A 20087-nucleotide genomic window follows, 5' to 3' on the forward strand; every position below is an offset into this window, starting at 1 on the left:
GAACCACCCCTGCATGACAGTGGGGGCATTGGAGTGATCGACATGGCGTTATTGAGCGTAATCCGACGCTGGCATTTTCGAGAGAATCTATCGATCCGTGAGATTGGCCGTAGGACTGGCCTGTCGCGGAACACCATCCGCAAATATCTACGCTCTGATGGCGTGGAGCCTCAGTTCAAGGTTCCGGAGCGGCCGAGCAAGCTTGACCCGTTTGCCGACCGTTTGTCGGCCTGGCTGAGGGCGGAAGCAAAGAAGAACCGCAAACAGAAGCGGACCGTCAAGCAGTTCCATTCCGATCTGGTGAGCCTTGGCTATGAGGGGTCTTACGGTCGTGTTGCTGCTTTCGCCCGGGAGTGGAAGGCAAATCTTCAGAGGGAATTGCAGACGACAGGACGAGGGACATTCGTGCCGCTGGCGTTCGAGCCTGGAGAGGCGTTCCAGTTCGATTGGTCCGAGGATTGGGCCATCATCGGCAACGAGCGCACCAAGCTGCAGGTGGCGCATACGAAGCTCAGCTACTCCAGGGCCTTCATCGTTCGAGCCTATCTGCTGCAGACGCACGAGATGCTGTTCGACGCCCACAATCATGCCTTCCGTGTCTTTGGCGGCGTTCCCCGGCGCGGCATCTACGACAACATGCGCACGGCGATCGACAAGGTCGGGCGCGGCAAGGAGCGCGACGTCAACGTCCGCTTCATGGCGATGGCCAGCCACTACCTGTTCGAACCCGAGTTCTGCAATCCAGCGTCAGGCTGGGAGAAGGGGCAGGTCGAGAAGAACGTCCAGGATGCGCGTCATCGCCTGTGGCAACCCATTCCGCGCTTTGCCTCGCTCGAAGCCCTGAACGACTGGCTGGAGCTTCGATGCAAGGAGTTTTGGCAGAAGACCCCGCATGGAAAGATGCGCGGCACCATTGCCGATATCTGGGCAGAGGAATCCCAGGCCCTCATGCCGACATCACGTCTCTTCGACGGGTTTGTCGAATACACCAAACGGGTCTCCCCGACCTGTCTCGTGCATTTAGAGCGCAACCGCTACAGCGTTCCGGCATCCTTTGCCAATCGGCCTGTCAGCGTTCGGATCTATCCGGATCGCATCGTTGTTGCCGCGGAGGGTTTGATCCTCTGTGAGCATCGCCGCATCATCGATCGCTCGCATGATCGGCCGGGTCAGACGATCTATGACTGGCGCCACTATCTGGCTGTTGTTCAGCGCAAACCAGGCGCGCTGCGCAACGGAGCACCGTTTGCTGAACTCCCCGATGCGTTCAGGAATTTGCAACAACACTTGCTCAAGAAGCCAGGCGGCGATCGCGAGATGGTCGACATCCTGGCGCTCGTCTTGCAACACGACGAGCAGGCCGTGCTATGTGCCGTGGAGATGGCGTTGGAAGCCGGCGTTCCAACCAAAACCCATGTGCTGAATCTGCTCCATCGTCTGATCGACGGCAAATCGCTCACACCCCCGACCATCAGTGCTCCTCAGGCCCTAACGCTCACCAATGAGCCGAAGGCAAACGTCGAGCGCTACGATGCCTTGAGGAAGGCCGCAGAGGTGCGCCATGCGTCATAACCCTGCCAGCGGCGCAATAGTCATCATGCTTCGAAGCCTGAAGATGCACGGCATGGCGCAAGCTGTCGGCGAACTCACCGAACAGGGGGCGCCCGCATTTGAAGCCGCCATTCCGATCCTGTCGCAACTGCTGAAGGCCGAAACGGCGGAACGGGAGGTCAGGTCCACAGCCTATCAGCTCAAGACGGCGCGCTTTCCAGCCTATCGCGATCTCAATGGCTTTGACTTCGCCAGCAGTGAGATAAACGAGGCCCTGGTGCGTCAGCTTCATCGTGGCGAGTTCATCGATGACGCCAACAATGTTGTCCTCGTCGGCGGCCCAGGCACAGGCAAAACCCATATTGCGACCGCGCTTGGCGTGCAGGCCATCGAGCATCATCACAAACGGGTTCGCTTCTTCTCGACTGTCGAGTTGGTCAATGCGCTCGAACAGGAAAAGGCACAGGGACGATCAGGCCAGATCGCCAATCGCCTCGTGCATTCCGATCTCGTTATCCTGGATGAGCTCGGCTATCTGCCGTTCAGCGCATCAGGTGGCGCATTGCTCTTCCATCTGCTGAGCAAGCTCTACGAACGCACCAGCGTGATCATCACCACAAACCTCAGCTTCAGCGAGTGGGCGACCGTTTTTGGCGATGCCAAGATGACAACCGCGCTTCTCGACCGGCTGACCCATCACTGCCACATCCTGGAGACCGGGAACGACAGCTTCCGGTTCAAGAACAGCTCTGCCCAAGAGCCGAAAAGAGCAAAGGAGAAAGCTAGAACCTTGACCGTCCCCGCAGAACCAAAACATACATGAAGGGCGGGTCACTTCTCGGTGAAAATGCCGGGTCAGTTCTCAGTGAAAATCAACACCTTCTGCGTCTCCGGCTTCTTCGTCATGATGTGCGAGGTCTCGAACTCGTCAATCAGATCCTCGAACACGGGCTGCGCCTTCTTGGCGGCTCTCGCAGCAGCCGGATCGTCGCCGGTCTTAATGGCCTGCAACATTGACTGTGCCTCGGCGCGGGCACGATCGGCGGGAAAGGTTGTATGGTCGCCGATGACAATCTTGCGGCGCTTGCGGACGCCATTCTGTTCCGGCATCTCCTGAAACACGAGAAACGTCTTCGACGCCTTGCCGTCCGCTTTGCGTCGAAGGCGCAGCGCAAAGCCGGGCATCTTGCTGTCGCGGATGATGAGCTCGTCACGGTCGCGAGGCAAAACTGCACTGGCGACAAAATTGTCAGAGAGCAGAGGCATCGTTTGTTCCTTGGGTAGCCGTGCGGGTATCCGCAACGTGTCCACTCATAGGAACGTAAGGGAACAAACGGTGTCTGTAAACCCTCGGTCCTTCATTGATTCACAACGATTTTCGGGCCGATGGATACCCGAGGGTGGACGGCGAGAAAGTGACTTAAAATCCCTCGGGCTTGCCCGTACGGGTTCGATTCCCGTCGTCCGCACCACTTCCGGCTATTCGGCGGGCGTGTCCGCGTGCCCGTTCATCCTACGATGCGCTGACGAGCCAAGCCGGAAACTCTGGCCGGATGCGTAGGCTCGCGCATGTGTCTCCACCTCGAAATGCCGCTCGTCGACGGCGCCTTTTTCCGTCAGGCGGACGATCCATGCCGGGCCGTGGTTGAGCAATTCGACACGATCGGTCCTGTTGCCCTTCCCCGCAGCCTCCAGGCACTCAAGCAGCATCGGCGCGCCGAACTCGGTCGCGGCCAGCAACACCTGGCTTTCGAAGTCCTCGAGCGCCAGATTGCAACTCTCGTTGCGCGACCGGACATATTCGGCGACCTTCGAGACATCGACGATGCCGTCGCGCGCGAAAGCCCGCTGCACCTCGCGCCTCAGATCTTCCAGCAACCAGTTCGGGAAGTCGATCACGGCATTTTCCTCCTGGGAACTGCCCATGCCCACCTTTGCTCCAGGCATCCCCGGAATGCAAGTGAAATCTTAAAATAGGTATTTTTTTCAATTAGTTAGATAAAATAGCCGATGTTGTGAAAGTCACCTCTCGCGCACTTTGCACACCCTGCGAAAAATTGGTTTTTGCCTTCATGGCATCCCTTGACGCCATATCCCCCTTCTACCTAAATAATGCCTGTTACTCATTCTACTTATTTGGCGGTAAGAGGGTGTGATGGCGGAGTTGGAGAGAGGCGAGCGACTGCAGATCATGCTGAGCGCCGACGAATTGCTGGCGCTGGAGAACTTCCGCTTCCAGAACCGGATGCCCAGCCGTGCGGCGGCCGTCCGCGAGTTGTTGCGGCGCGGGCTGGCTGGCGAGGGTTTCCTGGATGCCGAGCACGGCCGGAAATCACAGGACTACGGCGTCATCGACAAGTCCGGACCGGATGGCGGGGCGGGCTAGGCACGCGGCCATTCCGGGCAGCGTCGCTGGACAGCCGGCTTCGGCTCGGATTTAATTCGCCAGGCCGGATGAAGGTTTTGCGGCTGGAGGTCATAAATGTCGTTCAAGGCAATTCCAGCATTCGCCGCGCTTATTCTGGCAGCCTCGCTTGTCGCGCCCTCGCCTGCCCGCTCGCAATATTGCGAAGGCACCGTTGTCGGCCTCTCCGGCAAATACAATCTCGCCAAGGGAACGGGCTTCCTCGCCGTCAGGGCCGGACCGAACGCCAGTTCGCGCATGGTCGGCCAGCTTTTCAACGGCAACACGGTCGAGATCTTCAGCCGCAAGGGCAACTGGTACCGCGTCGCCATGGGCGGGATCGACGGCTGGGCGAACAGCAAGTGGATGCGCAATTCCTGCGGATACTGATTGGCGGTGCCCGGAGCGCAGCCGCGTCGTAGCGATGTCCGAGGACATAGAGTGCTTTCAACCGGACCACGGCTGACCGATAATACGGTGCTCATCCACCCGGATCGCAGCCGGACTGATTTCGACCTCAGCCCGTGAAACTTCTCATATCCCCCTTGGCCGAAGCGGCGTCGAAGAAGCGCAGCGTCTCCTCCGCCGTGGCCAGGCTGCTGGACGGCTGGCCCTCGCGGATGCCCGAGGCGAGCAGGATGGAGTTGCCGGTGGCTTGCGGGATGCCGTCGGCGTTGACCGCGAGGCCCAGCCCGTGGCCGAGCCCGGCCAGCGCCCGCACGACCTTGGCGGCGTCCTCCTGTTCCATCTTCTCGACGAATCGACGGTCGATCTTGACCTTGTCGAAGCCGAATTCCTGGATGTGGTAGAGGTTGGAATAACCCGTGCCGAAATTGTCGAGCGCGATCCGCACGCCGGCGTCGCGCAGCGGCGCGAGCGCGGTCTTCGCCGCATCGAGGTCGTGGACGATCAGGCTCTCGGCGACATCCATCTCCAGCCTGTACGGTGCAAAATCCGCGTCCTTCAGCACCTGGAGGATGCCCGCGCCGAGATCGCGGTCGCCCAGTTGCGACGGCAGCAGGTCGACCGACAGCGTGACCTCCTTCGGCCAGTGCCGGGCCGCCGCGCAGGACAGTTCGAGCATGCGCCGCGCCATTGCGTGGATCAGGCCGGTCTCCTCGGCGATCGGGATGAAGCGCTCCGGCGGCACGTCCTCGCCATCCGCAGCCTTCCAGCTCGGCACCACCTCGAACCCCAGCACTTGGCCGGAGATGAGATCGACCGAAGGGCGAAAGCGCGGCCGGACCTGGTCGCCGGCGATCGCCGCGCGCAGTTCCCGTTCCATCCGCTCGCGCTCGCGCACGTAGCGGTCCATCTCCTCCTCGAAGAAGCGGAAGCTGGAGCGCCTCTCGGCCTTCGCGCGGTAGAGCGCCAGATCGGCCTTGCGCAGCGCTTCCTCGCACGTTCCGCCATCTTCCGGCAGCAGGGCGATGCCGATGGCGGTGTCGACCTGATGCAGGAGGACGCCGGTCGCCACCATCTCGTTCAGCGCCTGGATGACGCGCATGGCGATGTTGGCCGCGGCTTCCGGCCCCAGCAGGTGCAGGGACAGTACCGCGAACTCGTCGCCGCCGAGCCGGGCCACGAGGTCTCCATCGCGCACCGCCCGCACCAGCCTGTGCGCGACGATGGTCAGCACCTCGTCGCCGATGTTGTGGCCGTAATTGTCGTTGATCTTCTTGAAGCCGTTCAGGTCGAGCAGCAGCGCCGCATGCGAGGACCCGGCGGCCGGCGGCGACGCCACCGCGGTCTTCAGCGCCTCGTCGAACTGGCGGCGGTTGGCCAGCCCGGTCAGCGGATCCTGGTAGGCGAGTTCGCGCGCCTGCTGTTCCGCGGCGGTGCGGCGGGCGACCTCGCGCCTCTGGTCGTTGTAGCGGCGGATGGCGAAGATGAGCAGCCCCACGGCCAGCGCGGCGCCGAGCAGCAGCATCTCGTTGAGCTCTATCTTCTGCTCCTGCGGCGAGACGCCGCCCTCATGCGCGAAGATGTCGATCTCGAGGGCCACATAGCCGAGCACAAGCAGAACCGCGGCAAGGATGCCAAGATCCTGAATGCTGACCCGATGCCTCACGATAAAACTCCCCACCCGGGATAACAAAGGCCGCGACGCGTTTGCGGTTTGTAAAGACCCGGCGGCCGTCCCCAGTTCCGCAGCCTGCGAAAGGTTTGGCCTGGCCGAGGCATCCCTGCGCGCCAGATGTATTTCCGGGATTTCTTCGGTTCGGTGTTCTTTCAACGGCCCCTCCCCGAGGTGGGCAATGCCTATGCGAACGCCTTTTCGGCCATGCGGCGGACGAACGCCTCGACACGCCCCGGCGAGGCGAACTGCGGCATATGGCCTACGCCTTCCAGCAATTCCAGTTCAAAATTCCGGATCCGCCCGGCAAGCGGCAGCGCATGGTCCTCGTGGCGGATGACCTGGTCAGCAGTCCCGAACAGCACGCCGACCGGCATGTCCAGTTCCTCAAGCCGCGCTTCGTAGCGGCCGACCTCGCGCTCCAGCGCGACGAAGTCGATGACGGTCGCCTCGAAATGGCTGGGCCGCAGGCCGAGGATGCCACCGCCGCCGACAATGTAGTCCTTCGGCGCGGCCTGCGGTCCGAAGACGAAGGCCAGCGTCTGCGGCGCACGTTTCAGCGCCATCGGGATCGCCGTCGTATGCGCGAGCAGCTTGAGCTTGAGCCGCGAGCGGATGGACAACGCGGCGAATTGCGGCGGCGCGGCGGTCTGCTGATGCGTGACCGGCGACAGCAGCGCCAGCCCCGCCACCTTGTCCGGATGGTCGAGCGCCAGGGCAAGCGCCACGCCGCCGCCGAGCGAATGGCCGACGACCAGCGGTTTTTCGAGGCCGAGCTCGTCGATGAAACCGGCGACGACGGCCGCCTGCTCGCCAAGCTTGCCGCTCGCTCCGTTCACCCGCACCGAATAGCCGGAGCCCGGGCGGTCGAGCGCGATGAGACGGAAATCGCTCGCGAGCCGGGTGAAAAGCGTGTGGCGGAAATGGTGCAGCTGTCCGCCGAGCCCATGCAGGAAGAGGATCGGACGGCCCTGCCCCGCCTCGACATAATGCAAGCGGTTGCCGTCGACCGAGACGAAGCGGCCCCTTGCCGGCACCTGCCGTTCGGCCTCCGACGCCAGGCGTCGCGTGGCCAGCACGAAATAGCCGAGAACAAGAAAGGCGGCCAGAAACAGCGCGCCAAGCAGCCAGCCAAGATATTGGGCACCAACCATGCACTCTCCGCTTTATCGCCAGGGATCCAGGCCGCCCCCGGCGATATCACGAGCGGCCGCCTAAACCAAACGCGACAGCCGGCGCGACATTTCGCCGGTTCGACCGCATCAAACCTTCCGAGCAGGCAACTAATTGTCCTATTCTTTTTGAATCGCTTCTGTCTTGAATACCCAGGATTAGCGGATTATATTTTCGCGCTCTTTATAGAATTGCCGGGAGAAAGAAAAATGGCGACACTCAGCTTTTTCAATTTCCAGACCAACCGTTCCATCGACATGCGCAACCTGGTTTACACCCATCTTCCTATCTCGCAGGTCGCAGACGGCCTCTACAGCAACGAGATGTTGATTTTTGGATTCCCTGAACGGATATTTAGCGGCTCTTTCACGTTTGATTACAATTCCGGAGACGTCGTCGAGGTTCATGGCACCGTCACAAGCTATTCCTACGAAAACGGAACCATCGACGACGCGATGAGCTACACACGGACCGAATACCTCTACATTGGCGGTTTCGCGCTCGACGTTTCGCAGTTCCGCGCACTTACCTACGAACAAATCTCCCAACTGATCTTCGCCGGGAACGACAGCATCAGTGGCGACAGCGGAGTAGACATGCTTCTCGGCTTCGCCGGCGACGACGTCATCACCGGGGGCGAAGGCGCGGATGTTTTGTACGGCGGCAACGGATCGGACACCGCCAACTACAGCACCGCGACGTCCGGCCTCCATGCCAGCCTGGCCAACCCCGCGATCAATACCGGCGATGCCAAGGGCGACGAATATCACGATATGGAAAACCTGAGCGGCACCGACTATGCCGACGCACTGAACGGCGACAACGCGGCCAATGTCATCAGCGGCGACGACGGCGGCGACATTCTGAAGGGCTATGGCGGCGGCGACGATCTTCGCGGCGGGACGGGCAACGACATCCTGATCGGCGGCGCCGGAGCCGACAGCCTGTCCGGGGGCCTGGGCAGCGACACCGCTTCCTATCTCGGCGCAACCGCGGGCGTCTATGCCAGCCTGGCCAACGCCTCGATCAACACCAAGGACGCCAAGGGCGACACATATCAGTCGGTGGAGAACCTCACCGGCTCGGGTTACGCCGACCGGCTGAACGGCAGCACGCTCGACAACGTCATCGATGGCGGCGCCGGCGACGACATCATCAAGGGATATACCGGCAACGACACGCTGATCGGCGGCGCGGGCGGCGACATATTCGTCTTCAACGCCGCGCTGGACGAAGACAACAACGTCGATGCGATCGTCGATTTCAGCCCCGCCGAGGATACCATTCAGCTCGAAGACGCCATCTTCACGCAAATCGGGCCTGTCGGAACGCTCGCATCCGGAGCATTCCGCGCCAATGCCAGCGGAACGGCGCAGGCGGCAACCGACCGCATCATCTACGAGACCGACACGGGGAAACTCCTCTACGACGCGGACGGTTTCTTCAGCGGTGCCGCGATCCACTTCGCGACGCTCTCGCCGAACCTGCCCCTGCAGAACGTGGATTTCGTCGTGATCTGAACGTGTCGCGACGAAACCGGCAGGGTTCTATGCGGAAGCCGAAGGGTCGCGAGCGGTTTCCGCTCGCGACCATCGCTTGTCGAACAAAGTACCCCGTTGCAAAAAACGCCGCCCACCACCAGCAGCGCGACGATCCAAGTCAGCACGATCGGCAAAAGTTTCCCTCGACCACTCTCGGCGAGCCCTAACTTAGTGCCGCCGCACCAACTCGCAAGCACCATGGGCGGAGGGGAAAGAGCTCCCTGCCATCCGCTTCCGGCGTGCATTTTCGCAATCGTCGATCGCACCGGCAAAGACACTGGCACCGAGTTGTGAGAGAATTTCCGCGTGCGGTTGGTCGACGGATCTGGAAAGGCACTAAATGGCAAACAGCGACAATGAGTGGCTACCCTCCGGACGATACAGCCTGTCCGGCCACATGCTGCCTATTGCCGGCATCGGGGTCATACTTCTTGTGGCGGTCGCCGGATACGCCTGGGCAGGCGGCTGGTTTATGCCGGGCCGTCTTGACCAGAACGCGATGGTGGACACGTTCCAGCAAGTCAACGGCGTCTATCCGGGTTTCCGCCGCAACCACGCGAAAGGTATCTGCGCAACAGGCTGGTTCGATGGCAATGGCAATGCAGCACGGCTTTCAAGGTCGCCGGTTTTCGAGGCCGGCAGACTCCCGGTTTTCGGCCGCGTGGCACTGGCCGGCGGGATGCCCAGGGTAGCCGACGGACCTGGCGCGGTACGCAGTATCGCGATCAACTTCTCGCTGCCCGACGGCGAGGCCTGGCGCATCGGCACGATCAACATTCCTGTCTTCCCGATGAAAGACCCGCAAACCTTCCACGCGCAACTGCTGGCTACCGCACCGGACCCAGTCACCGGCAAGCCCGATCCTGAAAAGGTCAAGGCTTTCTTCGGCGCGAACCCCGAGTCCGCAAAGGCCCTCGATATTATAAAGGCCCACGCCTTCTCTTCCGGCTTCGCCGACTCGGCCTATTTCGGGCTCAACGCCTTCCGCCTGGTCGACAGCCACGGCGCATCGACCCCCGTGCGCTGGTCTCTGGTGCCGGTCGATGCGTTCGCGCCTGAGGCAACACCTACGCCGACGGACCCGAACTATCTGTTCGACGACCTCAATGCCCGCATGGCCCGGGCGCCGGTCGAATGGCGTTTTGTGCTTACTGTCGGCCAGCCGGGCGACCCCACAAACGATGCGACCCTTCCCTGGCCGGCGGATCGCGAACAGATCGACGTCGGGACGCTGACGTTGAACGCGATCGAACCAGAGGCGCCCGGCAACTGCCGTGACATAAACTTCGATCCGCTCGTCCTTCCCGACGGTATAGAGCCTTCAGATGATCCGCTGCTTTCCGCGCGCTCGGCCACTTATTCGGTGTCTTTCACGCGCCGAGCGAGCGAACCGCATACGCCAAGCGCCGTTGAAAGCGGCGCGGCCTCGCCGGCCGGGAAAGGATCCTGATCATGCCGACCAAATTCCCGCTGCTTTTGCGCCTTCTGCATTGGCTGATGGCGATCATGATCCTGGCCATGCTGGCGATCGGTATCGCCATGGTGTCTTCGCTGGCTTATTACCACGACCTTGTCTCGATACACCGGCCGCTTGGCATCCTCATCCTCGCCCTGGTGGCGATACGCCTGGTCGTGAGACTGAGCCGGCCGGCGCCCCCGCTACCCCTGGACATGCCGCTCCTGATGCGCTTTGCCGCCCATGCGTCGCATTGGGTGCTCTATGGCTTGCTGTTCGCACTACCTCTGGTGGGATGGGCGATGCTGTCGGCCGCGGGCTATCCGATAGTCCTTTACGGATCGATCCACCTACCCGCGATCGTGCCGCACAGCGACAGTCTCTACGCAATCCTGCGTCCGCTTCATAGCCTGCTTGCCTTTGCGCTATTTGCTGCGTTCCTGGCGCATTTCGGTGCCGCGCTGGCGCACGCCCTGATCTTCCGCGACGGCGTACTGCAGGCGATGACGTTCGGAAAGGCGCGCGCGCGATCCGTCGATCCCACACGCCAGATATAGTCCTTCTTCGGGAATTTCTGCCCGAACTGCGCTAAGGCAGGGCGGCCATGACCGCCCTGCCTCTTTTCGGCAAACCTCAGCCGTGCAATTTCGCCGCGATTTCCGCGACGCGCTTGCCCTGGAATTTCGCGCCTTCCAGTTCCTGTGCGGAAGGCTGGCGCGAGCCGTCGCTATCCGAAGTGGTGGTCATGCCGTAGGGCGCGCCGCCGCGCACCACGTCGTTGCCCATCTGGGCCTGGTAGGCATAGGAGAGCGGCACGATGATCATGCCGTGATGCTGCAGGATCACCTGGGCATTGATCAGGGCAAGCTCAGCGCCCCCGTGCTGCGTCGCCGTCGAGGCCATGACCGAGCCAACCTTGTTGATCAGGGCGCCCTTCGCCCAGAGCGGGCCGGTCTGGTCGAAGAAGTTCTTCAACTGCGCGGCCATCGAGCCATATCGCGTCGACGCGCCGACGATGATGGCGTCGTAGTCGGCCAGTTCGAGCGGGTCGGCGATCGGCGCTTCCTGGTCCAGCTTGTAATAGGCGGCCTTGGCTACCGCTTCCGGAACCAGTTCGGCAACCCGCTTGATCGTCACGTCGGCGCCGGCTTCCCGCGCGCCCACCGCGGCGGACTTCGCCATCTGCTCCATATGTCCCCAACTCGAATAATAAAGCACCAGCACCTTGGCCATGGTTCTCTCCATCTGAAATTCGTTGCGCGACTGTTCGCCGGGAACAAGAATGGCGGTTTGCCGCGTTCATTGAAAGCGCGTCGCCCGCCGACACATCGTTCACCGTTTTTGCACCATTGCCGCTTGCGCCGCGCCGCGCTATCCCCATGCGGCACAATCCGGGGGCATCCATGGCAGAAACCGTCAGCGCAGCGATGCTGGTCATCGGCGACGAGATTCTTTCCGGGCGCACCAAGGACCGCAACATCGGCCACCTCGCCGACATCCTGACCGCGATCGGCATCGATCTGAAGGAAGTCCGCATCGTCGCCGACGACGAGGACGACATTGCCGACGCCGTCAATGCCTTACGCGGCCGCTACGACTACGTCTTCACCTCCGGCGGCATCGGCCCGACGCATGACGACATCACGGCCGATTCGGTCGCGAAGGCCTTTGGCGTGCCTTGCGAGCACGACGCCAAGGCGATGCATCTGCTCGGCGCGCATTATGCGAAGCGTGAGATGGAATTCACCGAAGCCCGCCAGCGCATGGCCCGCATGCCGCGTGGCGCCGAGCACATCGACAATCCCGTCTCGGTGGCGCCTGGCTTCCGCATCGGCAACGTGCATGTCATGGCCGGCGTGCCGGCGATCTTCCAGGCGATGCTCGACAATGTCGTGCCGACGCTGCGCACCGGCCAGAAGCTGATTTCCGCCACCGTCCATTGCCCAGTCGGCGAAGGGGTGATCGGCGGGCCGCTGGGCGACATCCAGAAGGCGCATCCCGACACGATCATCGGCTCCTACCCGAAATATCGCGACGGCTCCTTCTGGACCGAACTCGTGATACGCTCGCGCTCGGCCGAGGCGCTGGAATCCGCGCGCGCCGAGGTCGAGGCCATGGTGGCGCGTCTGACACCGGCGGCGTGACGAAACGGCGCGGACCGGAACCATGACGGCGGGCCGAATGTTTTTCTAGACTCCGCAATGCGGAACAAGCAGACCGAGGGAGCGTCCGATGAGCTACAAGACGATTGCCGTCATCCTCCAGAGCAAGGAAGACGCCCAGCGCGTGCTCGATTGCGGCGTGCCGCTGGCGCAGGCCTGGGGCGCCCATCTCGTCGGCATCCATGCGGAGCCGATTCCCGTCGCCTACAGCGCCGCGGTCGGATTCCCCGATGTCGGCGTCATCGAAACGGCGACGGAAGCTGCGGCGGAACGCACCAAGGAGGTCGAGACCCTGTTCGCCGAACGCATGAAGGGGGCCGAGCAGAGTTTCGAGTGGCACACCCTCACCAGCTTTTCCGGTGACAGCGCCTATACCGGCGCCACCCTTGCCCGCGCGGCCGACCTCGTCATCGCCGCCCAGCGCAACCCCGACTGGGCGACCGACGACGCGCCCAACATCGAGGGTGTGATCTACGAATCGGGCCGGCCCGTCCTCGTCGTTCCCTATGCCGGACCGCTGACCAGGGCCTTCGGCCGCGTCCTCGTCTCCTGGAACGGCAGCAAGGAGGCGGCGCGGGCCGTCTTCGACGCGCTGCCGCTGATCGTGGAAGCCGAGGCCACCGAGATTTTCGTCGTCGATCCGCCTGAAGAAGGCGACGAGACGGGCGCCAGCGCCTCGTCGCTCGCTGCCGCCCTCGCCCGTCACGGCGCGGAGGTCACCGTCGCCACGGAAGCCTCCGAAGGGCGCAGCGTCGACGAGGTCATCCGCGACCGCGTGGCCGCCACCGGCGCCGACCTTCTGGTGCTCGGCGCCTACAGCCATTCATGGCTGAGGCAGCTGCTGTTCGGCGGCGTGACGCGCACGGTGCTGCACACCATGCCGGTCCCCAGCTTCATGTCGCATTGACGGAGCAAAGGCTTGCCAAGGCAGGCGACTCACCGCTAATTCAACCCGCATTCCTCTTTCATTTCGCGCTCGAACGGCGCGCAAAGGAGTGCGCTTTCGATGTCCCTTCCGGAAAAAGCCTTTCCCGTCTCGTGGGACCAGTTCCACCGCGACGCACGCGCGCTGGCATGGCGGCTGGCAGGCGCCAACCAGCAGTGGCGGGCGATCGTCTGCATCACGCGCGGCGGCCTCGTGCCGGCGGCGATCATCTCGCGCGAACTCAGCATCCGCGTCATCGAGACCGTCTCGGTCGCGTCCTATCACGACTACACGTCGCAAGGGGAAATGACGATCCTCAAGGAGGTCACCCCCGCCCTGCTCGAAAACGAAGGCCAGGGCGTGCTGATCATCGACGATCTCACCGACACCGGAAAAACGGCAGCGGTTGTGCGGGCGATGATGCCAAAAGCGCATTTCGCCACCATATATGCAAAGCCGAAGGGCCGCCCGCTGGTCGACACCTTCGTCACCGAAGTCTCGCAGGACACCTGGATTTATTTCCCGTGGGACATGGGTTTCACTTATCAGAAACCTATCGCGGACGACCATGCGGGCTGAACGATCTGGAAACGGACATGCCGTAACTTGTGGCGTTCTGTCCGTTTCCGCATTTTTTACTTTTCTTACGGATAATTAACCGTAATAGTTGTGAGACGGCAAACGAATCTCGGGTGAGGTAGGCGCAGGAAAATGGACATCGGGCACAGCAGGCGGAGCTATTTCGCCGACAGAGTGAGGCGCCTTCTCGGCGGCGCTCCCTGTCGCGTGCAAGTGGCTGCCCTGCCCTGGCGCAAGGGCCCGGACGGCGTCGAGATCATGCTGATCACCAGCCGCGACACCGGCCGCTGGGTGCTGCCGAAAGGCTGGCCCGAAGGCAATGAGGCGTTGTGGGACGCGGCTGCGCGCGAGGCATCGGAAGAAGCCGGCATAGACGGCGCGATCGCCCGGTCCGAACTCGGATGCTATTATTATGCGAAGCTGCAGCCGTCCGGCGCGGAAAAGCGCTGCGAGGTGCATGTCTTCCCCATGGAGATCGACCAGGTGAAGGACAAGTGGCCCGAGCGCAAGCAGCGCAAGCGCCAATGGTTCTCGCCGCTCGAAGCCGCGCGCAGCGTGCGCGAGCACGATCTTGCCGACCTCATCTCCCGGTTCTCCATGAACCCGAGACGCTCCGCCGCCTGACCTGTCCGGAAACATTCTCCCGACATGGTTGTTCTCCCATTCTGATCGCCGGAGCCGCCTGAGCGGCTGATTCGATCGACATCCGGGACAGGCCGTTATGGCTCAGACCAGCGCGTCGCCGCGCAAGACAACCTTGGACAAGGATCTCGCCCGGCTGGGCGAGGTCGAGGAGGCGACCAACGTCGTCGCCCGGAGCCTGATCGCCCCGGGGATCGCCCTGCTGTTCCTGGCCCTCGTCGCGTTCCTCGCATCGGTGGTGACCGGCGGCGAGCCGCGAACCGTCGTCATCGTCGTCGCGGCCGCGCTCGCCGCCTACATGGCCCTCAACATCGGTGCCAACGACGTCGCCAACAATGTCGGGCCGGCGGTCGGCGCCAAGGTGCTGACCATGGGCGGCGCGCTGGCCATGGCTGCCGTGTGCGAAACCGCCGGCGCGCTGATCGCCGGCAGCGACGTGGTCGATACTGTCTCGGGCGGCATCATCCTTCCCGCCACCGTCGACGCGCCGACGATGATCCGCGTCATGCTCGCGGCGCTCCTGTCCGCCGCGCTCTGGATCAATCTCGCGACCTGGATCGGGGCTCCCGTCTCCACCACGCATTCGATCATCGGCGCCGTCATCGGCGGCGGCATGGCCGCCGCCGGCTTTGCCTCCGTCAACTGGGCGGCGATGGGGGCGATCACCTTGAGCTGGGTGTTCTCCCCGATCCTCGGCGGCATCATCGCCGCCGCCTTGCTCGCCTTCGTCGAAGCGGCGATCATCTACCGCGTCGACAAGATCGCCGCCGCGCGCTTCTGGGTGCCCCTGCTGATCGCGTTGATGGCAGGATCGTTCTCGACCTACCTGGCGCTGAAGGGCCTGGAGAACGTAGCATCGTTTTCGGCTGCCGCGCTGGCAGCGATCGGTATCGCCGGTTTCGCGGCCATCTGGGCCATAGCCCATGCCCAGGTTCGCCGCGCATCGCGAAGCATGGAGAACCGCAACCAGTCGCTGAAAAAGCTGTTCCGGGTCCCGCTGATCATCTCGGCGGCGCTGCTGTCCTTCGCGCATGGCGCCAACGACGTGGCCAATGCCGTCGGCCCGCTGGCGGCGATCGTGCGCGCCGCCACGCCCGGCGGCGCCGAAGCCGCGCCGCAATGGGTCATGGTCGTCGGCGCGCTCGGCATATCGGTCGGCCTGCTGCTGTTCGGGCCGCGCCTGGTCCGCATGGTCGGCGGCGAGATCACGAAACTCAACCCGATGCGCGCGTTCTGCGTCGCGCTGTCGACGGCGCTGACGGTGATCGTCGCCTCGTGGTTCGGCCTGCCGGTCAGTTCCACGCATATCGCCGTGGGAGCGGTGTTCGGCGTCGGCTTTTTTCGCGAGTGGTACATCGCGAATTCGAGGCAGCGCCGCCGCTATATCGAGCGCAGGAATGCCCTGCGCCTCGCCGAAAGGGCTGCGTCAGGAAAGCCGGAAGCGGCGGACGACGACGAAGACGACAAAGTCGTCTCGCGCGAGGAAATCATCCACCGGCGGCTGGTCAGGCGCTCGCATGTGATCCGCATCGTCGCGGCGTGGGTCACCACGGTTCCGGTCTCGGCGCTGCTGTCGGCCGGGCTCTTCCTGCTGCTCAGCGCGGTGTCTTGACGGCGAAGGATCGGGCGGCGCTGATAGCCCCACCCCGAATGACCAGTGGCTGCTTCCTTTGATCGTCGGCGCTGCCTCTCATCCGCCTGCCGGCACCTTCTCCCCGTGACGAATAGGGAGAAGGAGGCTGGCCGCAACGTCGACGCTTGTCCCTTCTCCCCGTCCTTTACGGGAGAAGGTGCCCCAAGGGCGGATGAGGGGCAGCGCCGACGGTCAAGGCAAATGACCCGTTGCCTCCGCCCTACGAGACTCCGCATCGCCGGTTTGAAAACACCGGCTATGCCACGGAAAAATCCGCGTTGGTCAGGTTCAGCCCGATGCCGACCGTGGAGAAGTGGATGCCGGCGCCCGCGCCCGTGCCGTCCGCATCATAGAACAGCTTTCCGGTATCGCTCTCGTAGATGATGCGGTCGGTGGAGTCTCCGGCCGCGCCGGTCGTGTTGACCCGGAACGCCGCGGCGGCGAGCACGCCGGTCGAAAGCGCCGTGAAGATGGCGTCGGACAGGAGGAAGCGGTCGTCGGCCGTGCTGAAGTCGACAATCGTATCGACATTGCCGACGCCGAGCGCGGTGGAGAAAACAAATGTGTCGTTGCCGCCGAGGCCGTGCAGCGTGTCGCCGCCGCCCTTGCCGTCGATGCGGTTGTCGCCGGCATTGCCGATGACCTCCTGGCCAAGCGCATTTCCGGTAAGGTCGATCGCCGCCTTGCCGGCGCCGCTGGTCGTTGCCAGTTGCTCGATATGCGCGGTCGAACTCAGAACATAGTCGACATTGACCAGCACACGGTCGGCGTTGCCCTGCGTCGCGGTTTCGATCACGGTCGTCGCCGCGCTGTAGACGAGATAGGTGTCGTTGCCGCCGAGGCCGCGCAGCACGTCGCCCGCCCCGCCACCGTCCTTCAGCACGTTGACGCCGGCATTACCGACGATCTCCTGCGCCAGAGCATTGCCGGTCAGGTTGATCGCCGTCGTCGCCGAGGCGCTGGTGGTGGTCAGAAGTTCGATATCGTTGTCGGCGGCGAGCGTGTAGCTGACGCGCACCATCACCCGGTCGGCGGCTCCTTGTTCCGCTGTCTCGACCACGACGTCGCCCTGCGTGTCGACGATGTAGATGTCGTCGCCGAAACCGCCTTCCAGCCGGTCCGCGCCGGTGCCGCCGTCAAGCACGTCGTTGCCGTCGGCTGCCGAGATCGTGTCGTCGCCGGCGCCGCCGTTCACCCTGATCGCGATCAGCGCGCCAAGCGCGCCGGTCATCGTAACGACATCGTCGCCATCGCCGGCGTTCAGCACCAGGGCCTCGCTGGTGCCGATATCGAGGGCGAAAAGCTCCGGATTGGTCCCCTCCACCCGCACCCGGTCGACATTGGCTGAAACCAGGAAAACCTCGGAACCGCCGCCGCCGTTGACCTCTACCGTGTCGGTGCCTGCGTCTCCTTCGATCAGGTCGGTTCCATCGCCGGAATTCCATACGAGACGGTCGTCGCCGTTTTCGCCGAACATCAGGTCGTTGCCGGAGCCGCCCGATATCGTGTCGGCATCGTCGCCGCCGGCGAGGAAGTCGGCGCTGGCGCTGCCCGTCAATGTATCGTTGCCGGTGCCGCCGTTGACCACCACGGCGTGCAGGGCAGCCGACGCATCGACCGTATCGTTGCCGCCAAGGACATTGATCGCCACGCCGTCGGTGATTTCCAATGCGGTCACAAGCACCTTCGCGGACAGGCCGCTCACCGTCATGTTGGCCGAGCCGCCGGTGACCTTGACCGCATCGCCGCCATTGGTGCCGGCGACATTGACCTGGTCGACCGCCGCGTCGCCGGCGGTGCCGCCCAGCGTGGCGGCGAGATCGACCAAAACCTCCTTCACGCCGGTGCCCGTGAGGTCGTTGACATTGACGGCATCGGCACCGCCCAGCGCGTGATGCTCGATCCGCTCGACATCGTTCAGGTCCATGACGATGTTGGCGATGTTGCGCGTGAACTGGGCGCGGTCGCCATTGGCGGAAATGCCGATGATTTCGTTTATATTCGCGCCGTTGAACCTCAGCGCGTCGAAGCCGCCCTGCCCTTCGATCGTGTCGTTGCCGTCGCCCGGATCCCATTGCGCTACGTCGTCGCCCTCGCCGAGCAGCAGCGCATCGCTGCCCTGGTTGCCATCGACAAAATCGTTGCCGTCGCCGCCGATCAGCAGGTCGGCGCCATTGCTACCGAGGATGGTGTCGTCACCCGCGCCGCCGTCGACGGTGATCTTGATCAGCGCCGCGAGGTTTCCGGTCATCGCGATCGTGTCGTCGCCGCCGCCCATGTCGACGACGAGGTTTTCGGTCGTGCCGATATCAAGGGCGGAGGGCGAAGGATTGAGCCGGTCGAAGCGTACGCGCGCGCCATTGGCGGTGACGGCGAATTCCTCCGACCCGTCGCTTCCGTTGACTTCCGCGGTGTCGATGCCGTCGCCGCCTTCCATCAGGTCGGTGCCGTCGCTCGAGTTCCAGACCATGCGGTCGTCGCCGCCCTCGCCCAGCATCTGGTCGCCGCCGAGGCCGCCTGCGAGAGTGTCCTTGTCGTCGCCGCCCTGCAGGATGTCGTTGCCGCTGCCGCCCCTCAGCGTATCGTCGCCGATGCCGCCATTGAGGATCAGCGCATGCAAGGCCGTTGCGGCATTGACCGTATCGTTGCCGCCGAGCGCATTGATCCGGACGATGTCGCCCGCCTCCAGCGTGGTCACCTTGACGGTGGTCGCGAGGCCGGAAACCGTGACGTTCGACGCGCCGCCGCTGACCTTGATCGAGTCGCCGCCATTGGTGCCGTTCACCGAGACGTCGTCCACAGCACCGTCGCCGGCCGTACCGCCGAGAACGCCGGAAAGGTTGATCTCGACCTGCTTGACGTCAGTGCCGCTGAGATCGTTGACGTTGACGACGTCGGCGCCGCCGAGTGCATTGTGCTTGATGCTCTCGACGTCGTCCAGGACCATGACGATGTTGGCCACGTTGCGCGTGAACAGCGCCCTGCCGCCATTGGCCGATATGCCGATGATCTCGTTGATGTTGGAGCCGTTGAACGATAGCGCGTCGAAACCGGCCTGGCCTTCGACCGTGTCGTTGCCGTCGCCCGGGTCCCACTGGAAGATATCGTCGCCGTCGCCAAGGAAGGCAAGGTCGTTGCCCTGGTTGCCGTCGACAAAATCGTTACCCTCCCCGCCAAACAGGGTGTCGGCGCCATTGCCGCCGAGGATGGTGTCGTTGCCCGCGCCACCGTCGACGGTGATCTTGATCAGCGCGGCAAGGTTGCCGGTCATGGAGATCTTGTCGTCACCGCCGCCCATGTTGACGATCAGCGTTTCGGTGGTGCCGATGTCGAGGAAGGACGGCGCAGGATCGAGCAGATCGAAGCGCACCCGCGTGCCATTGGCGGTGATCGAAAAGACCTCGCCCGCGCTGCCGCCATTCGCCTCGGCGGTGTCGGTATCGTCGCCGCCTTCCATCAGGTCGGTGCCGTCGCCGGAATTCCAGATCATGCGGTCGTTGCCGGCGCCGCCCAGCATCTGGTCGCTGCCACCGCCGCCGGCCAGCGTGTCGTTGCCGCCATTGCCGTTCAGAACGTCGTCGCCGGCGCCGGGGCGCGGCGCGCCGTCGCTGACGACGGTCGGCGAGACGAGTCCTGGGGTTATGGTCTCGTTGGCGTTGCCGCCGGTGAAGATAGCCATGGCTTCAGCCCTCGATCAGCGGCGCCGGGTATCGCGCCGGGAGCGAACCGGCGGACGGGTTGCGCGGGTACGTCCCGCGCTGGCCGGTTCAAGGTAAGATTTCACGACCGCAGATGTCGGCCTGGTCTGCAACGGAGCAATGTCGCCGCCGCGTGCACAGCGATACCTGACTGTTACGATCATCACAAATTTACGTGCAAGTTAGCACATATGATTGGCTCACGAAGGTCGACTGTTGAACCCGGATCAACCGAAACCATCTGCA

The 20087-nt window shown here is 63.5% G+C and carries 18 protein-coding genes; 12 read left to right on the forward strand and 6 right to left on the reverse strand.

Translation table 11 applies throughout. The features are described 5' to 3' along the window. Window positions 1–42: 42 nt before the first annotated feature. Together istA and istB are read left to right on the forward strand one after the other, a co-directional pair. Window positions 43–1572 (forward strand): IS21 family transposase, encoded by a 1530-nt coding sequence (gene istA, locus ACSBOB_RS22045; protein ID WP_442583696.1) that lies wholly within the window; start codon window positions 43–45, stop codon window positions 1570–1572. Beyond that, a complete protein-coding gene (gene istB / locus ACSBOB_RS22050) occupies window positions 1562–2374 on the forward strand; it encodes an IS21-like element helper ATPase IstB (protein ID WP_442577702.1) in 813 nt (270 codons plus the stop codon). Before istA ends, istB begins: the two co-directional genes overlap by 11 nt. Before the next feature lie 32 nt (window positions 2375–2406). On the opposite strand, the gene ACSBOB_RS22055 is transcribed toward istB, so the two are convergent. Both ACSBOB_RS22055 and ACSBOB_RS22060 read right to left on the reverse strand, forming a co-directional pair. Continuing rightward, window positions 2407–2853 carry an integrase arm-type DNA-binding domain-containing protein gene (locus ACSBOB_RS22055; protein WP_442578213.1) on the reverse strand — a complete coding sequence of 149 codons (447 nt, stop codon included), beginning with the start codon at window positions 2851–2853 and terminating at the stop codon, window positions 2407–2409. Window positions 2854–3030: 177 nt separating this feature from the next. After that, window positions 3031–3477 carry a hypothetical protein gene (locus tag ACSBOB_RS22060; RefSeq protein ID WP_442578214.1) on the reverse strand — a complete coding sequence of 149 codons (447 nt, stop codon included), beginning with the start codon at window positions 3475–3477 and terminating at the stop codon, window positions 3031–3033. A gap of 229 nt (window positions 3478–3706) precedes the next feature. Between ACSBOB_RS22060 and ACSBOB_RS22065 the strand changes: the two genes are divergently transcribed. Together ACSBOB_RS22065 and ACSBOB_RS22070 are read left to right on the forward strand one after the other, a co-directional pair. Next, complete coding sequence (locus ACSBOB_RS22065) at window positions 3707–3937, forward strand: hypothetical protein (protein WP_442578215.1); 231 nt, start codon at window positions 3707–3709, stop codon at window positions 3935–3937. Between the two features lie 96 nt (window positions 3938–4033). Beyond that, on the forward strand, window positions 4034–4345 hold the full coding sequence (locus ACSBOB_RS22070) for an SH3 domain-containing protein (RefSeq protein WP_442578216.1): 312 nt from the start codon (window positions 4034–4036) through the stop codon (window positions 4343–4345). Between the two features lie 127 nt (window positions 4346–4472). Here the strand turns inward: ACSBOB_RS22070 and ACSBOB_RS22075 are convergent, their stop codons facing one another. Both ACSBOB_RS22075 and ACSBOB_RS22080 read right to left on the reverse strand, forming a co-directional pair. Beyond that, window positions 4473–6026, reverse strand: coding sequence for a putative bifunctional diguanylate cyclase/phosphodiesterase (locus tag ACSBOB_RS22075; protein ID WP_442578217.1), 1554 nt, complete (start codon window positions 6024–6026; stop codon window positions 4473–4475). Between the two features lie 191 nt (window positions 6027–6217). Next, window positions 6218–7186: an alpha/beta fold hydrolase gene (locus ACSBOB_RS22080; protein WP_442578218.1), complete on the reverse strand. Its 969-nt coding sequence runs from the start codon at window positions 7184–7186 to the stop codon at window positions 6218–6220. On the opposite strand from ACSBOB_RS22080, the gene ACSBOB_RS22085 reads away from it, so the two are divergent. The 3 genes from ACSBOB_RS22085 (at window position 7172) to ACSBOB_RS22095 (ending at window position 10759) form a co-directional block, all read left to right on the forward strand. After that, window positions 7172–8725: a calcium-binding protein gene (locus ACSBOB_RS22085; RefSeq protein ID WP_442578219.1), complete on the forward strand. Its 1554-nt coding sequence runs from the start codon at window positions 7172–7174 to the stop codon at window positions 8723–8725. The genes ACSBOB_RS22080 and ACSBOB_RS22085 overlap by 15 nt on opposite strands. Window positions 8726–9086: 361 nt before the next feature. After that, window positions 9087–10196 (forward strand): catalase family peroxidase, encoded by a 1110-nt coding sequence (locus tag ACSBOB_RS22090; RefSeq protein ID WP_442578220.1) that lies wholly within the window; start codon window positions 9087–9089, stop codon window positions 10194–10196. Window positions 10197–10198: 2 nt separating this feature from the next. Continuing rightward, entirely contained in the window at window positions 10199–10759 is a 561-nt protein-coding gene (locus ACSBOB_RS22095) for a cytochrome b (protein WP_442578221.1), read from the forward strand. A gap of 76 nt (window positions 10760–10835) precedes the next feature. Here the strand turns inward: ACSBOB_RS22095 and wrbA are convergent, their stop codons facing one another. Beyond that, window positions 10836–11435, reverse strand: coding sequence for an NAD(P)H:quinone oxidoreductase type IV (wrbA, locus tag ACSBOB_RS22100; RefSeq protein WP_442578222.1), 600 nt, complete (start codon window positions 11433–11435; stop codon window positions 10836–10838). 170 nt (window positions 11436–11605) lie between these two features. Here wrbA and ACSBOB_RS22105 point away from each other — a divergent pair, with 170 nt between their 5' ends. The 5 genes from ACSBOB_RS22105 (at window position 11606) to ACSBOB_RS22125 (ending at window position 16122) form a co-directional block, all read left to right on the forward strand. Beyond that, window positions 11606–12346, forward strand: coding sequence for a competence/damage-inducible protein A (locus tag ACSBOB_RS22105; RefSeq protein WP_442578223.1), 741 nt, complete (start codon window positions 11606–11608; stop codon window positions 12344–12346). 88 nt (window positions 12347–12434) lie between these two features. Beyond that, on the forward strand, window positions 12435–13271 hold the full coding sequence (locus ACSBOB_RS22110) for a universal stress protein (protein ID WP_442578224.1): 837 nt from the start codon (window positions 12435–12437) through the stop codon (window positions 13269–13271). A 99-nt stretch (window positions 13272–13370) separates the two neighbouring features. After that, on the forward strand, window positions 13371–13868 hold the full coding sequence (gene gpt, locus ACSBOB_RS22115) for a xanthine phosphoribosyltransferase (RefSeq protein WP_442578225.1): 498 nt from the start codon (window positions 13371–13373) through the stop codon (window positions 13866–13868). Window positions 13869–14000: 132 nt separating this feature from the next. Beyond that, entirely contained in the window at window positions 14001–14492 is a 492-nt protein-coding gene (locus tag ACSBOB_RS22120; RefSeq protein ID WP_442578226.1) for an NUDIX hydrolase, read from the forward strand. A gap of 97 nt (window positions 14493–14589) precedes the next feature. Beyond that, window positions 14590–16122 (forward strand): inorganic phosphate transporter, encoded by a 1533-nt coding sequence (locus tag ACSBOB_RS22125; protein ID WP_442578227.1) that lies wholly within the window; start codon window positions 14590–14592, stop codon window positions 16120–16122. A gap of 277 nt (window positions 16123–16399) precedes the next feature. On the opposite strand, the gene ACSBOB_RS22130 is transcribed toward ACSBOB_RS22125, so the two are convergent. After that, window positions 16400–19822, reverse strand: a complete 3423-nt coding sequence (locus ACSBOB_RS22130) for a beta strand repeat-containing protein (RefSeq protein WP_442578228.1) — start codon at window positions 19820–19822, stop codon at window positions 16400–16402. Between the last annotated feature and the right edge of the window lie 265 nt (window positions 19823–20087).

The organism is Mesorhizobium sp. KACC 23794 (genome assembly GCF_052180275.1).
Classification (GTDB): Bacteria; Pseudomonadota; Alphaproteobacteria; order Rhizobiales; family Rhizobiaceae; genus Kumtagia.

Bases quoted from the DNA above. Each gene is read 5' to 3' on its own strand.
- istA (WP_442583696.1), top strand. From the start codon at position 43: ATGGCGTTATTGAGCGTAATCCGACGCTGGCATTTTCGAGAGAATCTA.
- istB (WP_442577702.1), top strand. From the start codon at position 1,562: ATGCGTCATAACCCTGCCAGCGGCGCAATAGTCATCATGCTTCGAAGC.
- ACSBOB_RS22060 (WP_442578214.1), bottom strand. From the start codon at position 3,477: ATGGGCAGTTCCCAGGAGGAAAATGCCGTGATCGACTTCCCGAACTGG.
- ACSBOB_RS22065 (WP_442578215.1), top strand. From the start codon at position 3,707: ATGGCGGAGTTGGAGAGAGGCGAGCGACTGCAGATCATGCTGAGCGCC.
- ACSBOB_RS22070 (WP_442578216.1), top strand. From the start codon at position 4,034: ATGTCGTTCAAGGCAATTCCAGCATTCGCCGCGCTTATTCTGGCAGCC.
- ACSBOB_RS22080 (WP_442578218.1), bottom strand. From the start codon at position 7,186: ATGGTTGGTGCCCAATATCTTGGCTGGCTGCTTGGCGCGCTGTTTCTG.
- ACSBOB_RS22090 (WP_442578220.1), top strand. From the start codon at position 9,087: ATGGCAAACAGCGACAATGAGTGGCTACCCTCCGGACGATACAGCCTG.
- ACSBOB_RS22095 (WP_442578221.1), top strand. From the start codon at position 10,199: ATGCCGACCAAATTCCCGCTGCTTTTGCGCCTTCTGCATTGGCTGATG.
- wrbA (WP_442578222.1), bottom strand. From the start codon at position 11,435: ATGGCCAAGGTGCTGGTGCTTTATTATTCGAGTTGGGGACATATGGAG.
- ACSBOB_RS22105 (WP_442578223.1), top strand. From the start codon at position 11,606: ATGGCAGAAACCGTCAGCGCAGCGATGCTGGTCATCGGCGACGAGATT.
- ACSBOB_RS22110 (WP_442578224.1), top strand. From the start codon at position 12,435: ATGAGCTACAAGACGATTGCCGTCATCCTCCAGAGCAAGGAAGACGCC.
- gpt (WP_442578225.1), top strand. From the start codon at position 13,371: ATGTCCCTTCCGGAAAAAGCCTTTCCCGTCTCGTGGGACCAGTTCCAC.
- ACSBOB_RS22120 (WP_442578226.1), top strand. From the start codon at position 14,001: ATGGACATCGGGCACAGCAGGCGGAGCTATTTCGCCGACAGAGTGAGG.
- ACSBOB_RS22125 (WP_442578227.1), top strand. From the start codon at position 14,590: ATGGCTCAGACCAGCGCGTCGCCGCGCAAGACAACCTTGGACAAGGAT.
- ACSBOB_RS22130 (WP_442578228.1), bottom strand. From the start codon at position 19,822: ATGGCTATCTTCACCGGCGGCAACGCCAACGAGACCATAACCCCAGGA.